The sequence below is a fragment of the Pantoea sp. DY-15 genome (assembly GCF_019795935.1).
GTDB lineage: Bacteria > Pseudomonadota > Gammaproteobacteria > Enterobacterales > Enterobacteriaceae > Pantoea > Pantoea leporis.
The window spans coordinates 537,962-553,574 of sequence record NZ_JAIMIF010000001.1 but is presented as its reverse complement, the minus strand read 5'-3'; the positions used below and the strand labels follow the sequence as shown (position 1 = coordinate 553,574).

Annotated in this window: 11 protein-coding genes; 5 read left to right on the top strand and 6 right to left on the bottom strand. The window is 53.3% G+C overall.

All coding sequences use genetic code 11. The annotated features are described in order from the left end of the window. Window positions 1-30 precede the first annotated feature (30 nt). From K5Y32_RS02685 to lrp, 4 genes are all read right to left on the bottom strand, one after another. Window positions 31-1,377, bottom strand: coding sequence for a replication-associated recombination protein A (locus K5Y32_RS02685; RefSeq protein ID WP_222181731.1), 1,347 nt, complete (start codon window positions 1,375-1,377; stop codon window positions 31-33). A gap of 7 nt (window positions 1,378-1,384) precedes the next feature. Next, the gene (gene lolA / locus K5Y32_RS02680; RefSeq protein WP_008102417.1) at window positions 1,385-1,996 is read right to left on the bottom strand and encodes an outer membrane lipoprotein chaperone LolA; all 612 of its coding nucleotides are present in this window, start codon (window positions 1,994-1,996) and stop codon (window positions 1,385-1,387) included. A gap of 175 nt (window positions 1,997-2,171) precedes the next feature. After that, complete coding sequence (locus tag K5Y32_RS02675) at window positions 2,172-5,558, bottom strand: DNA translocase FtsK 4TM domain-containing protein (RefSeq protein WP_222181730.1); 3,387 nt, start codon at window positions 5,556-5,558, stop codon at window positions 2,172-2,174. 119 nt (window positions 5,559-5,677) lie between these two features. Beyond that, window positions 5,678-6,172, bottom strand: coding sequence for a leucine-responsive transcriptional regulator Lrp (gene lrp, locus K5Y32_RS02670; protein ID WP_006118610.1), 495 nt, complete (start codon window positions 6,170-6,172; stop codon window positions 5,678-5,680). A 522-nt stretch (window positions 6,173-6,694) separates the two neighbouring features. On the opposite strand from lrp, the gene trxB reads away from it, so the two are divergent. The 5 genes from trxB to infA all read left to right on the top strand — a co-directional run bounded on the left by trxB (window position 6,695) and on the right by infA (window position 12,596). Then, entirely contained in the window at window positions 6,695-7,660 is a 966-nt protein-coding gene (gene trxB, locus K5Y32_RS02665; protein WP_061717155.1) for a thioredoxin-disulfide reductase, read from the top strand. A 145-nt stretch (window positions 7,661-7,805) separates the two neighbouring features. Next, a complete protein-coding gene (cydD, locus tag K5Y32_RS02660) occupies window positions 7,806-9,575 on the top strand; it encodes a cysteine/glutathione ABC transporter permease/ATP-binding protein CydD (protein ID WP_222181729.1) in 1,770 nt (589 codons plus the stop codon). Further along, a complete protein-coding gene (cydC, locus tag K5Y32_RS02655) occupies window positions 9,575-11,305 on the top strand; it encodes a cysteine/glutathione ABC transporter ATP-binding protein/permease CydC (RefSeq protein WP_222181728.1) in 1,731 nt (576 codons plus the stop codon). Before cydD ends, cydC begins: the two co-directional genes overlap by 1 nt. 33 nt (window positions 11,306-11,338) lie before the next feature. After that, on the top strand, window positions 11,339-12,031 hold the full coding sequence (gene aat / locus K5Y32_RS02650) for a leucyl/phenylalanyl-tRNA--protein transferase (protein ID WP_222181727.1): 693 nt from the start codon (window positions 11,339-11,341) through the stop codon (window positions 12,029-12,031). A gap of 346 nt (window positions 12,032-12,377) precedes the next feature. Beyond that, complete coding sequence (gene infA, locus K5Y32_RS02645; RefSeq protein ID WP_002211347.1) at window positions 12,378-12,596, top strand: translation initiation factor IF-1; 219 nt, start codon at window positions 12,378-12,380, stop codon at window positions 12,594-12,596. Between the two features lie 90 nt (window positions 12,597-12,686). Here infA and clpA read toward each other — a convergent pair whose 3' ends face one another. Together clpA and clpS are read right to left on the bottom strand one after the other, a co-directional pair. Continuing rightward, complete coding sequence (gene clpA / locus K5Y32_RS02640) at window positions 12,687-14,966, bottom strand: ATP-dependent Clp protease ATP-binding subunit ClpA (RefSeq protein WP_064740732.1); 2,280 nt, start codon at window positions 14,964-14,966, stop codon at window positions 12,687-12,689. A 55-nt stretch (window positions 14,967-15,021) separates the two neighbouring features. Then, window positions 15,022-15,342, bottom strand: a complete 321-nt coding sequence (gene clpS / locus K5Y32_RS02635) for an ATP-dependent Clp protease adapter ClpS (protein WP_007887621.1) — start codon at window positions 15,340-15,342, stop codon at window positions 15,022-15,024. Between the last annotated feature and the right edge of the window lie 271 nt (window positions 15,343-15,613).

The following is a 15,613-nucleotide window of genomic DNA, read 5'->3' as shown; positions in this document are numbered from 1 at the left end:
ATCCTTGCTCACCTTACCGTAAGGTGTTTATCAGCGGTAGCGTTTTATCGGGCTATTTTGATCCTGCTCAGCCAGCCAGGCCAGTTTTTCGCCAATTTTCCCTTCGAGCCCGCGATTAGTCGGTTGATAGTAGCGCGTCTGCGCCATTTCAGGCGGGAAATAGACTTCGCCAGCGGCATAGGCGTTAGTCTCGTCGTGCGCATAACGATACTCTTTGCCCAGCCCCATCTCTTTCATCAATTTGGTTGGGGCGTTGCGTAAATGTTCCGGCACATCGTAGTCAGGAAATTCGCGCGCATCGCGCATCGCGGCTTTGAAAGCGGTGTAAACGGCATTACTTTTGGGTGCACTGGCAAGGTAAACAATCGCCTGCGCAATCGCCCTTTCGCCTTCGGCTGGACCGACGCGCGTAAAGCAATCCCAGGCCGCTAGCGCAACCTGCATGCCGCGCGGATCGGCGTTACCCACATCTTCCGAGGCGATAGCCAGCAAACGGCGGGCGACATACAGCGGATCGCCGCCGGCGGTGATGATTCTTGCATACCAGTAAAGTGCCGCATCGGGTGCTGAACCGCGAATAGACTTGTGCAGAGCGGAGATCAGATCGTAGAAACGATCGCCTTTATTATCAAAACGCGCCGCCCTTTCACCGGAAACTTCGTTGAGTAATTGTGGCGTTAATTCACGCTGGTCTTCGGCATTGCTTTCAGCCATATCCGCCATCATTTCCAGCGTATTCAATGCCCGACGTGCATCACCGTTCACCAGTTCCGCTATCATACGGCGCGTATTATCCGGCAGCACAATATCGCTTTTACCATAACCGCGTTCGTCATCCTGCATCGCCTGCAACAGAACCTGTTCAATATCTGCAGTGGTAAGAGACTTGAGTAAATATACGCGGGCACGGGATAGCAGCGCCGAGTTGAGTTCAAACGAGGGATTTTCTGTGGTGGCACCAATAAACGTAATGGTGCCATCTTCAATATGCGGCAGGAAAGCATCCTGCTGACTTTTGTTAAAGCGATGGACTTCGTCGACAAACAGGATGGTGCGTCGACCCACCTGACGATTTTGTCGGGCACGCTCGATCGCTTCACGAATCTCTTTCACGCCAGAAGTGACAGCAGAAATGCGCTCAACATCAGCTTTACCGTAATGGGCGATAATCTCGGCTAATGTCGTTTTCCCTGTCCCAGGCGGTCCCCATAAAATCATCGAATGCAGATGCCCGGCCTCAATGGCGCGCGGCAGCGGTTTACCGGGCGCCAGCAAATGCTGTTGCCCAATGTAGTGTTGCAGCGTCGCCGGCCGCATACGCGCGGCCAGCGGCTGAAACTCATTCGATGGAGCGAAATCCAGAGACAGGTTACTCACCGTGACCTCACTGACGTTGATCGTCCACCGTTACCCCTTTTGGCGGCGTAAAGGTGAATTTGTCTGGGCTAATAGCGCCGTTGTTTTGGCTCTTCAGCTGATAATCGCTGTGCTGGCCATCTTGCTCAATCGCGCTGAACTTATTGATGGTGCCAGACGATGTCACATTGATGGTGAACTGCTTGAGGTTGCCGTCACTGCTCTTCGGCGTTAGCTCGAAATTATCGCCCTGCTGCTTGATGTTGTACTGTTTCCAGTCACTTGGCTGGTTACGCGCAATCAGCATAAACGGTGTGTTGCTGGCAGCATTTTGCAGCAGGCTAACGCTGGCTTGTTCAACGAAGGGATTGTAGAACCACAGATTTTTGCCATCAGAAATAATCACGCTTTCGTCCGGCGCGGTCATGTGCCAGTTGAACAAGCTTGGGCGCTTCACCCACAGCTCGCCTTCACCATCCTGCACGTTGGCGCCGCTGCCATCGGTCACTTTCTGACTGAAGCTGGCGTGGAAGCTGTTCACTTTATTGAGACGCTGCTGCAGATCGCTGGACGCATCCGCCAATACTGATGCGGAAACAAAACTGGCCAACAGGCCACAGGCAATAACGCGTAATTTCATCTGATTCGATTCCTTATTCATTGTTTCCCGACACTTACAGCATTAAACGTAGTTGCCATCCTGTCTCTTCGACAGGAGAAAAAGCCGAAAGCTCCCGAAGATATGGGGATCGACCAACAGATAAACAATGGGCCAGTGTTAACTGGCCCATAAGCAGACAACTGCACGCGATAAATTACATCTCGTGTGGCGGCGGCGAAAGCACTTCGCGGTTGCCGTTATGTCCCGGTTCAGAAACGATGCCCTGCGCTTCCATCTGCTCGATGATACGTGCGGCACGGTTATATCCGATACGGAACTGGCGTTGAACCCCAGAAATGGAGGCACGACGTTTTTCCACCACGAAAGAAACCGCCTGATCAAACAGCGGATCCAGCTCTTCATCGCCCATCATTCCGCCAGCTGCGCTCTCGCTCTCTTCACCAGCAGTAATGCTTTCGATGTATTGCGGGCGACCGCGTGCTTTCCAGTCCTGAACCACCGCATGCACTTCCTGATCGCGCACGAATGCACCGTGTACACGTACCGGCATTGAGGAGTTTGGCGGCATGTACAGCATGTCACCCATCCCCAGCAGCGATTCTGCACCGCCCTGATCGAGGATGGTACGTGAGTCGATCTTGCTGGAAACGGTGAAGGCGATACGCGTCGGGATGTTGGCTTTGATCAGACCGGTAATCACATCAACCGACGGGCGCTGTGTCGCCAGCACCAGGTGAATACCCGCCGCTCGCGCTTTCTGAGCCAGACGAGCAATCAACTCTTCGACTTTCTTACCGACCGCCATCATCAGATCGGCAAATTCATCGACCAGCACCACGATATAAGGCAGTTTTTCCAGCACCGGCGGTGTGATGTCCATGCTGTCGCCCGGCTTCCAGAACGGATCGGGAATTGGTCGGCCCATCGCCGCAGCCTGCTCAATCTTCTCGTTATAGCCGGCCAGATTACGCACGCCCAGCGCAGACATCAGTTTATAGCGACGCTCCATTTCACCAACACTCCAGCGCAGCGCATTGGCCGCATCTTTCATGTCTGTAACCACTTCGGTCAGCAAGTGAGGGATGCCTTCGTAGACTGACAGCTCGAGCATTTTCGGGTCGATCATGATAAAGCGCACTTCTTCCGGCGTGGCTTTATACAGCATGCTAATGATCATGGTGTTAACGCCCACTGATTTACCGGAACCGGTGGTACCGGCAACCAGCAAGTGCGGCATTTTCGCCAAATCAGCCACCACCGGCTGGCCAGCAATGTCTTTACCCAACACCACTGCAAGCGGTGACGGGTTTTCACGAAATTTAGGGCAATCCAGTACTTCGCGCAGATATACGGTTTGACGATGTTTATTTGGCAGTTCAAGCCCGACGTAAGGCTTGCCTGGAATCACTTCCACCACGCGCACGGCAACCGCAGACAGAGAACGCGCCAGGTCACGCGACAAGTTAGAAATACGGGAAGCTTTAACGCCTGGCGCTAAATCGAGCTCGAAGCGGGTAATGACCGGACCAGGTGAAATACCTACAACCTCCGCCTTCACTCGATAATCAGCCAGGCGTGCTTCAACCAGCCGCGCGGTTTGCTCCAGCGCAAACATATCCACCGGCTCTTCTTCTGCCGGTGGTGACGTGAGCAGATCCAGCGTGGGCAGCGGCGTAGAAGGTTTTTCCAGCGGCTGTTCATGGCGAACCAGGAACGGATGGAACAAGCTGTCCTGCACAGGCGCAGCAGGTTTAACTGGTGCAGGCGGCGCAGAATAAGCTTCCTGTTCCGGCGACGACCATGGGCTGGATTCAGCACTCAACGACGGCATTGCCGCTGACTCCGGCGCAGCAGGTTGTTGCCACGGCGCGGGCTCTTCCGGCTCTGGCGATGCAGAAATAGTGAACAGTGGCTCGCTCGGGCTATCGTCGACCAAATCTTTCATTGGTGAAAAATCAAAAGCAGACGACGTATCCAGATTAAATACCGGTGCTTCCTTCACTTCAGGTTCGGTATAGCGTTGCTGCTGCTGATCGGCGAACTGGCGTGCAAGTTGAGCCTGCTGCAATGCATCCTCGTCATCAGGCTCAGACGCTTCCTGCCAGCTTTCACCGTAACGATTCTGCTGCTGCGACGCGAAGGCTTCACGCAACTGCGCCTCTTGCAGCTCAACATCCTGTTCCTGTGGAGGAACGCTGTAAGACGCAGTGACTTCTGGCTGTTGCTGCTCAGCATCTTTAGCCTGCTCTTCCGCCATACGCTGCGAAGGCAACTTAATGCCGTACGAAGCTAACTCACGTCGTGTTGGCAACTTAACTTTGTTTGGACGCGGCAACTCTGGACCAATGCCCTGCTTCACCTGCGGGTTGTAATCACGCTCGGGTACGATATCGAAGGCAGGTGAATAAGCAGCAGGTGATGTCGCTGCTTTGACTGCTCCAGCGGCAAGTGAAGCGGCGGCGAGACTGTTTAAAGGTGCAGAAGATGAAGCGGCATCCTGCCAGTTGCCCATGCTCGGGCCCTCATCATCATCAGCCGGCGAAAACGGTGAAGGTGCTGCTTGACCTGGCATCTCGAAACGATAGAGCGGAGCAGAAGGCTGCGCGATTGGTTGTTGCGCTGCAGCAACAGGCTGAGGAGCCGGAATCGACTGAGCCGTGGTTTCGGCAACGCGTGGCATTGCGTCGGGTTCGGCAGATGCGGCTGGAGCAGGCTGCATAGCAGCTGGAGTTTGCTGTGCGGCTTGCGTAGTAACCGCAATCGCAGCGGCAGTTGCCGCACTCGCCTTCGCCAGCAGCGGATCGTCGCTCAACTCCGCAGCAACCGGTTCGCTCACCTTGCGCGGTTTAGCTAACAACACATCATCGTCTTCATTAACGGAGTGTGCAGCATGCATCGGAGGCGACACCTCATCAGCAAACTCTTCGTCGTCGTATTCTTCTTCCTGCCAGGGTTCGTCATGTCGTGAACGGTTGCTGGCAAAGGTCAGAATACCCATCACCACGCCGCCGATCTTCTCGGCAATCGTCAGCCATGACCATCCGGTGTAAAGCGTGATGCCGGCAGCCCAGACGCACAGCAGCGTCAAGGTGCCGCCAGCCGAACTGAACCACGGTGCCATCGCATTGCTGACCAGGCTGCCGATTACGCCGCCGGAAGCAAAATACCAGATGTCATCTACGTTGAGCGCCGCCAGACCACAGGTCGTTACCACCAAGGCCAGCACACCAATCAGGCGTAAACCAACGGCAAAGTAGTCGATGTAATCCTGACGATCACGTTGGCGGAAGGTGATGCAACACAGACCAATAATGACGGGAGGAATGGCGTAGGCCATCACGCCAAAGATGAACAATAGCGTATCGGCCAGCCATGCGCCGACGCTACCACCCAGATTATGGATAGGTTCGTGCCATGCGGTTTGTGACCAGCTTGGATCTGACGGGTTAAAACTAACCAGCGACACCATCAAATAGATGGCGAACAAGGCCACAAGAATGAGCAACGCTTCCAGCAGACGACGTCCACTGCTCAGCGGTTGTAACGAAACATCTTTATCTTCTGTATATTCCTGGCTCAAGAGAACTCTCCAGGTGCCTGTAAATTAAGAAGGCAACAACGTCGGGCATGCCCGACGCTGGTCCTGTATGAATTCACAGGAGTGTACCGAAATCCTGCAAGCTTTGCACCTGCCCTGCACTACCGGGTTTTGATCACCAGACGATTGCTCTGTTTGACCTCTTCCATCACCACGTAAGTACGGGTGTCGTTTACGCCCGGCAGACGCAGCAAGGTCTCACCCAGTAGTTTACGATAAGCGGACATATCCGGTACGCGGGTTTTCAGCAGGTAGTCAAAATCACCGGAAACGAGGTGACATTCTTGAGTTTCCTCAAGTTTTTGCACGGCGGCGTTAAATTGTTCAAACACATCTGGCGCACCACGATTCAGAGTAATCTCAACGAAAACCAGCAGTGAAGCATCCAGATAATGCGGGTTGAGCTGCGCGGTGTAGCCCAGAATGAAGCCTTGACGCTCGAGGCGGCGCACGCGCTCAAGACATGGAGTTGGCGATAATCCAACACGTTTGGAAAGCTCGACATTAGAAATTCGACCGTCTTTCTGCAGTTCATTCAGAATATTTCTGTCGATACGATCTAAATCTTTTCCGGGGCGTTTCTTATTGTCTACCATTATTATTGTCTCTCTTAATTCCTTCCCTTTACCTGCCACACCCTGAAAACGCTCATTGTTCAGGGCCTTACTGAAGTGAAGACCATAAGCCTGTGCAGTAACGCGTCCATCCGTATGACGCATGTTGTCTGTCCACATCATGCGTCACTACCAATGTCAGGCTGAGTTTATTCGGCTAAACAGCCCAAAACAGAAATGAAATTCTGTTTTGAATCGCTAAATATTCTCTGCTTCTCCCAATGTTTTCGCAAAAGCGCAGGCGATTGTCAAAGTAAAACATCCAAATTCAGTACAAGATGCCAGATAGAGTTCTGGGTTGCTGTTTTTAAATGAGAATTTTTATGCTGCTGCACCACTAATTGCCGAGCATTGCCCCCTTTTGGCGCAACGCGCGTGCAAAAGTTGCACTCATCGTCTACGCCGCTCGCAGTGATTGTTAACAAAATTGCTGGAGCCTTTTTTTGCAGCGTTAATTTCCCTACAATCAAAAACTATGTTGTCAGAGAAAAAATTGAGGAACGCATGAGTACGGCCAAACACAGTAAGCTGCTCATTCTGGGCTCCGGCCCTGCCGGTTACACTGCAGCAGTATATGCAGCGCGCGCTAACCTGAATCCGGTGTTAATTACCGGACTGGAGAAAGGAGGTCAGCTCACCACCACCACCGAAGTGGAGAACTGGCCAGGCGATGCAAACGATCTGACCGGTCCAGCGTTGATGGAGCGCATGCAGGAGCATGCCGAGAAATTCAACACCGAGATCATTTTTGACCACATTCATACCGTCGATTTGCAGAACCGTCCGTTCCGTCTGGTCGGCGACAGCGGTGAATACACTGCTGATGCGTTGATCATCGCCACTGGCGCATCGGCACGTTATCTCGGATTGCCATCAGAAGAAGCGTTCAAAGGCAAAGGCGTCTCTGCTTGTGCGACCTGCGACGGCTTCTTCTACCGCAATCAGAAAGTTGCCGTCATTGGTGGCGGTAACACTGCCGTTGAAGAAGCGCTTTATCTGGCTAATATTGCTGCAGAAGTGCATCTGATTCACCGTCGCGACAGTTTCCGCGCTGAGAAAATCCTTATTGACCGTCTGATGGAAAAAGTGCGCAATGGCAACATCGTGCTGCACACCGACCGCACGCTGGATGAAGTGGTTGGCGATCAAATGGGCGTGACGGGCTTGAAACTGCTGTCTACCAAAGGTGAAGCGGCTGAATCACTGGACGTCGCTGGTTTGTTTGTCGCCATCGGCCACAGTCCAAATACCGCAATTTTTGATGGTCAGCTGGATTTGGAAAATGGCTACATCAAAGTGCAGTCTGGTCTGCACGGCAACGCCACGCAAACCAGCATCCCAGGCGTGTTCGCTGCCGGCGATGTGATGGATCATATTTATCGCCAGGCAATTACCTCTGCCGGTACCGGCTGTATGGCGGCGTTGGATGCGGAACGCTTCCTCGATGGACTGGTTAAAAACGATAAGTAAGTTGTTAATAACCTGATCATAATCGCTAAAAGGCGGCCAGTTTTGGTCGCCTTTTTTGTTACCTGCGTGCTACAGTTCACGCGCCCGATATTGCTGGGTTTTCATCCGGGATTTACATCTCTTTTGAGTTACCAAACGGCATCGCATGAACAAATCACGGCAACAAGAACTTCTCCGCTGGCTCCGTCAGCAACGTCATCACGGTGCGCGCAACTTACGTGCGGCTTCGCTGCTGGGTTTTGCTGGCGCATTGGTCATTATCGCCCAAGCCTGGTTACTGGCTTCGCTGCTGCAAAATCTGCTTGTCGCACAGCAACCGCGCGCATCGCTGCTCACCGATTTTCTGTTGCTGCTGCTGTGCTTTGTTTTGCGCGCCGGATTGCATTACGCCCGCGAAATGGCAGGACATCGCGCCGGCGTTGCCATTCGCCGTGCGCTGCGTCAGCAGGTTCTGGATCGACTCAATGTGCTCGGTCCCGCCTGGATTCAGGGAAAGCCAGCAGGCAGTTGGGCTACGCTGCTGCTCGAACAAATCGAAGAGATGCAGGAATACTACGCGCGGTATCTGCCTCAGATGTCGCTGGCACTCTTTATTCCGTTAGCCATATTGATCGCCATTTTTCCAATTAACTGGGCGGCGGGATTGATTCTGCTGGTCACCGCGCCACTGATTCCCCTATTTATGGCGATGGTTGGCATGGGCGCTGCAGATGCTAATCGCCGCAACTTTGTTGCTCTCGCCCGGCTAAGTGGTGATTTTTACGATCGTCTGCGTGGACGTGAAACGCTGCGCCTGTTCTATCGCGCTGCGGCAGAGCAAGAAGCAATTGCCGCCAGCACCACCGATTTTCGGCAACGCACCATGGAAGTATTACGCCTGGCGTTTCTCTCATCTGCCGTGCTGGAATTTTTTGCCTCACTGGCGATTGCTGTCGTCGCGGTCTATTTCGGTTTCTCTTATCTCGGCGAACTGAATTTTGGTCATTACAGCACCGGCGTAACGCTGTTTGCTGGTTTCCTGGCACTTATTCTGGCGCCTGAATTTTTCCAGCCGTTGCGCGACTTAGGCACCTTTTATCACGCCAAAGCGCAAGCGATTGGCGGAGCTGATGCGCTGGACCAGTTTCTACGCGAAAGTCCCGCTCCACATGAAGAGCACGCTTCTCGCGAGCTTTCTCTCACTACACCGCTGCATATTCAGGCTCAGAATTTGGTGGTCATGACTGCTGGCGGTGAAGCGCTCTCTCAATCGCTCAATTTCACTCTCGATACGGGTAAACGTGTGGCGCTGGTAGGACAAAGCGGTGCAGGCAAAACCGCGCTGATGAACGTCTTGCTGGGTTTTCTGCCTTATCAGGGTTCACTGCAGGTTAACGGGCAGGAATTGCGTGATATCAACCGCGATAGCTGGCAAAAATATATTGCCTGGGTTGGCCAAAATCCGCATTTACCCGCGCAAACGCTACGCGAAAACCTGCTGCTTAATAGCCCCATTGATGACGCTACGCTCATGTCGGTTCTGCAGCGCGCAGGCGTTGACGAGTTTTTAGATCGTCTGCCAAACGGATTAGATACTCTTTTAGGCGATGGCGGCGTGGGGCTTTCCGTCGGTCAGGCGCAGCGTATTGCCGTGGCGCGAGCCCTGCTCAAACCGGCACAACTGCTACTGCTTGATGAGCCTGGTTCTGGGCTGGATAGCCAAAGTGAGCAACATGTTATCCGCGCACTGCAGCAGGCGGCCACCCAGCAAACCACGCTAATGATCACGCATCAACTCAACGAGCTCGCTAGCTGGGATGAAGTATGGGTGATGCAGGCCGGGCAACTGGTGCAACAAGGTCCCTGGCAGCAGCTGGTTGAACAAGATGGACCTTTGCGTGAAATGGCGCAGCATCGTCAGAAGGAGATCGCATAATGAATAATTTATTGCCTTTCCTGCGTCTGTTTAGCCGTCATCCATGGCGTTTGGGACTTGGCATCATTCTCGCCATCGTCACCTTGCTTGCCAGTATTGGATTGCTGACTTTATCCGGCTGGTTCCTTGCCGCCTCTTCGCTGGCGGGCGTAGCGGGACTTTATACGTTCAATTACATGTTGCCCGCTGCCGGCGTGCGCGGCGCGGCGATCACGCGCACGGCTGCACGTTATTTTGAGCGCCTGGTGAGCCACGATGCCACCTTCCGCGTGCTGCAACATTTGCGCGTGTTCACCTTTAGCAAACTTATCGCCCTATCGCCGGAACAGCTGGCTCGTTTTCGTCATGGCGAATTGCTCAACCGTTTTGTCAGCGACGTGGATACACTCGATCACCTTTACCTGCGTGTGATCTCGCCGTTAATCGGTGCAGCGGTGGTGATTGTGGTGGTCACCTGCGGCTTGGCGCTGCTGGATGTACCGTTAGCGTTGCTGCTCGGCGGTATGATGCTTTTGACGCTGTTGCTCATGCCGCCGCTGTTCTGGCGGCTTGGCACCTCAGCCGGACACCAAATCGCCCTGCATCAGGCCAGCTGGCGCATGCAGTTGACGCACTGGATTACTGGCCTGTCTGAGCTGAAAATTTATGGTGCAGCACAACAGTGGCGCGACCAACTTGATAGCGATGAACAGAAGTGGCAACAGGCGCAACGCAGACAACATTGCCTGCAGGCACTGGCGCAAAGTCTGTTGCTGGTCATCAGCGGCGCGACGGTTACGCTGTTGCTATGGATTTCCGCGAATGGCGTGGGTGGAAACAGTTCGCCGGGCGCATTGATCGCGCTGTTTGTGTTCTGCGGACTGGCGGCGTTTGAAGCGCTGGCCCCGGTTGCCGGAGCGTTTCTGCCGCTGTCGCAGGTGACCAGCGCCGCTAAGCGGGTACAGGAAATCATTGAACAGCCCGCCGCGATCCGTTTTCCCAGCGCAAAAATCAGTAGCCCATCAGGTATCAGCCTGAAAATGGAAAACATCCGCTTCAGCTATCCGCAGCGCCCCGAACCGGTGTTGCAGCATTTTTCCCTATCGTTAAATGCAGGTGAGCATCTGGCGCTGCTCGGTCCAACCGGCTGCGGCAAATCCAGTCTGCTGGCGCTGATTACCCGCGGTTGGGAAGCGCAGCAAGGTTCAATTAGCCTCAACGATAGCGATCTCACCACCTGGGATGAAGCTTCATTGCGTCGCCGCATTAGCGTGGTAACACAGCGCGTGCATCTGTTCAGCCAAACGCTGCGCGACAATCTGCTGCTGGCAAAACCCGATGCCAGCGATGAGCAACTGGTTGATGCGTTGAACAAGGTGGGTCTGGCCCATCTCGCCGAACACAACGAAGGATTGAATGCGTGGATGGGCGACGGCGGTCGACCGTTGTCCGGCGGCGAACTGCGTCGTCTGGCAATAGCGCGCGCCCTGCTGCACGATGGCGATTTGTGGCTGCTGGATGAACCTACCGAAGGTTTGGATGCCAGCACCGAACAGCAAATTCTGGCGTTATTGCAACACGTCACCCGCGGCAAAACGCTGATTATGGTGACGCATCGCTTAAGTGGTTTAGACGCCATGGACCGCATTTGCGTTATGGATCAGGGACAAATTATCGAATCCGGTTCGCACGCCGAATTAATCTCAAAAGCAGGCCGCTACTGGCGTTTCCATCAGCGCTTTACGCTATAGTCTTAGCCAACAGCCCTGAGTGTGATTGATGCAATGAGACTGATACAGCTTTCACGAGATTCATTAAATTTCCCACCACCGGAAATGGCGCTGCGCGAGCCCAATGGATTATTGGCGATGGGCGGTGATCTCTCCCCTGCCCGCCTGATGAATGCTTATCAGCGTGGCATTTTTCCGTGGTTTTCTCCTGGCGATCCGATTCTCTGGTGGTCGCCGGATCCCCGCGCGGTCATGCTGCCAGAATCTTTCCATCTCAGCCGCAGTATGGCGCGCTTCCATAAGCGCTCACCGTATCGCGTCACCATGAATCATGCGTTTCCGCAGGTGCTGGAAGGCTGCGCCAGCGGCCGTCAGGAAGGGACATGGATCACTTTCGAAGTGAAACGTGCGTGGTTGCGGTTGTACGAACTGGGCCATGCACATTCGATTGAAGTCTGGTGCGAACAGCAACTGGTCGGCGGGATGTATGGCCTGGCGCTGGGGCAAATTTTTTGCGGTGAATCGATGTTCAGCCGTCAGGAAAATGCCTCGAAAACCGCGCTCTGGGTATTCGCACAACATTTTCAGGCGCATCAGGGCCGGCTGATTGATTGTCAGGTGCTGAATCCGCATACCGCGTCCCTCGGTGCGGTGGAAATTCCTCGCGTTGATTATCTGCAGTACGTGCAAACGCTGGCGTGGCAACCGGTTTCCGAGAGTTGCTGGCACACTCAAACCCTTTTTTGACATCGGTCACCGATGTTTTGCACACAATTCCCGACAAAAGTGATACAATAAGCGAGTTTGGTATGTCGTCCGCGCTTCGCTGTGGCGAGCCGGAATTGCCAGGTTGGGAATCTCACACATTTCCCGAAGCTGTTTTGATTGTGCAACTGATGCCGATTGCTACAGATTCTTAGCCCGCTAATCCCCCGCAGACGTCAAAAAACACCCTAATTTATCCGTACTGCACGCGCAACGGCGCGACGCACGGCGAAGCGTTGGCAAAATCATCAACGGTTCTTTACATAAATCATGGAATTCGGCATTATCTTGCCGGTTCAACAGTTTGGTAGTACACCCAGAGGATTCGATGGCCAAAGAAGACAATATTGAAATGCAAGGTACCGTACTGGATACGTTACCGAACACCATGTTCCGCGTAGAGCTTGAAAACGGGCACGTGGTTACCGCTCATATCTCCGGTAAAATGCGCAAAAACTATATCCGCATCCTGACGGGCGACAAAGTGACTGTCGAGTTGACCCCGTACGACCTGAGCAAAGGCCGCATTGTCTTCCGTAGTCGCTAAGTAGATATTTCTATCTCGCGCTGATGGCACAAACTCAGCGCAAAAAAAAGGCCGGATTCGCATCCGGCCTTTTTCATATCTGCAAAACGCTTAGTGTACTGTACCTTCGGTTTTACGTTTTTCCGCACTCAGGAAGTGGTAAGTCAGCTGGTTTTTATCTTTATCCAGCGCTACTGATACCGATCCACCATCAACCAGCGAACCAAACAGCAGTTCATTCGCCAACGGTTTCTTCAGATTTTCCTGTACGGCACGTGCCATCGGACGCGCACCCATCGCTTTGTCGTAGCCTTTATCAGCCAGCCAATCACGCGCATCATCGCTCACTTCCAGCGATACGCCCTTCGCATCCAGCTGAGCCTGCAACTCGACGATAAACTTATCCACTACCTGATGAATCACTTCCTGAGACAGGTGACGGAACCAGATAATGTTGTCGAGACGGTTACGGAACTCTGGGGTAAAGATCTTTTTGATCTCTTCCATCGCGTCAGTACTGTTGTCCTGATGAATCAGGCCAATCGACTTACGTTCAGTCTCACGCACACCGGCGTTGGTGGTCATCACCAGCACCACATTGCGGAAATCTGCTTTACGGCCGTTGTTATCGGTCAGCATACCGTTGTCCATTACCTGCAGCAGCAGATTGAAGACATCCGGGTGCGCTTTCTCGATCTCATCCAGCAGTACCACAGCGTGTGGATGTTTAATCACCGCATCAGTCAGCAAACCACCCTGATCGAAGCCAACGTAGCCCGGAGGCGCACCAATCAAACGGCTGACGGTGTGACGTTCCATATACTCGGACATATCAAAACGCAGCAGCTCGATACCCAGCGCTTTTGCCAGCTGGACGGTAACCTCTGTTTTACCGACACCGGTTGGGCCCGCAAACAGGAAGGAACCGACCGGTTTACGATCCTGGCCCAAACCTGCACGGCTCATTTTGATCGCTTCAGTCAGTGCTTCAATCGCATTATCCTGACCAAACACCAGCATCTTCAGACGATCGCCGAGATTTTTCAGCGTATCACGATCGGTTTGTGACACGCTCTGCTCAGGAATACGCGCAATACGTGCCACCACCGTTTCAATATCCGAAACGTTAACGGTTTTCTTACGCTTACTGACGGGCACCAGACGCGCACGCGCACCGGCTTCGTCAATCACGTCAATCGCTTTATCCGGCAGATGACGATCGTTGATGTACTTCACCGCCAGCTCCACCGCCGCACGCACCGCTTTGGCGGTATAACGCACGTCATGGTGCGCTTCGTACTTCGGTTTCAAGCCGTTAAGAATTTGCACGGTCTCTTCCACAGAAGGCTCGGTGATATCGATCTTCTGGAAACGACGCGCCAACGCACGATCTTTCTCAAAAATGTTGCTGAATTCCTGATAGGTCGTTGAACCCATCACGCGAATTTTGCCGCTGGAGAGCAACGGTTTGATCAAGTTCGCCGCATCCACCTGGCCACCCGATGCCGCACCGGCACCGATAATGGTATGAATTTCATCAATAAACAGGATGCTGTTACTGTCCTGCTCCAGCTGTTTCAGCAGCGCTTTGAAGCGTTTTTCAAAATCACCACGGTATTTGGTACCCGCCAGCAGCGAACCGATGTCGAGTGAATAGATGGTGCACTCTTTCATCACTTCCGGTACGTCGCCCTGCACAATGCGCCAGGCAAGCCCTTCGGCAATCGCGGTTTTACCCACGCCCGATTCCCCCACCAGCAGCGGGTTATTCTTACGACGACGGCATAACACCTGAACAGTACGTTCCAGCTCTTTATCGCGGCCGATCAGCGGATCGATTCCGCCGACACGAGCAAGCTGATTAAGATTGGTGGTGAAGTTTTCCATACGATCCTCCCCGCCTGCTTGCTCTTCGTTAACCGGATTCTCCGCATTGTTCTGCGGCTGGCCGGGTTCGTCTTTACGCGTACCATGGGAGATGAAGTTCACCACATCGAGACGGCTCACTTCGTGTTTGCGCAGCAGATAAGCCGCTTGCGACTCCTGCTCGCTAAAAATCGCAACCAGCACGTTCGCGCCTGCGACTTCACTGCGACCGGAGGACTGGACGTGGAATACCGCGCGCTGCAGCACACGCTGGAAGCTGAGCGTAGGTTGGGTATCGCGCTCCTCTTCACTGGCAGGCAGCACCGGCGTGGTTTGTTCGATGAAGGCTTCGAGTTCCTGACGCAGAGCCACGATATCCACCGAACAGGCTTCCAGTGCCTCTCTGGCCGACGGGTTACTGAGCAATGCCAGCAACAGATGCTCGACGGTCATAAACTCATGACGGTGCTCGCGCGCTCTGGCGAAAGCCATGTTTAAACTGAGTTCCAGTTCTTGATTGAGCATTTGGCACCTCCCCCAATTATCGCTCTGACAACCTATCTCCTATATGGAGATGGCTTCAGGCTTTTTCTAGCGTACACAGCAACGGATGTTCATTATCTCGTGCGTAATTGTTCACCTGGGCTACTTTGGTCTCCGCCACTTCTGCAGTGAATACACCACAGATTGCTTTTCCATGGTAGTGAACTTTCAACATCAGCTGCGTTGCACGTTCAATATCATAAGAAAAGAACTTTTGCAGAACGTCAATAACAAATTCCATAGGTGTATAATCGTCATTATTCAGAATGACTTTATACATTGAAGGCGGCTTTAACCCTTCGCGTACTTTATCTTCGGCTAGATGTTCAAAATTAAGCCAGTCGTTTGTGTTTGCCATAATGTTCCGTCGAAATTCTGCGTTACGGTTGTGCACATCTCTGCGCCCATTCCTAAAGTTTAACATGCCTGTCAAGCCGGTTTTCAGTTGATAAAAACTGGCCCTAAAAGCACATGCGCGACCTGTATCACAAAATTTGCAATAGCGTTAACTGCCTCAAATTTTGATGAATTTATCCCCGTCCGCCAGGGCCGTTTGCTTGACGGTAAGGTCCGTTTCTCTACATTCTACTAACACAAGCTGATTGAGTTTTAAACAAACTCGACTCACA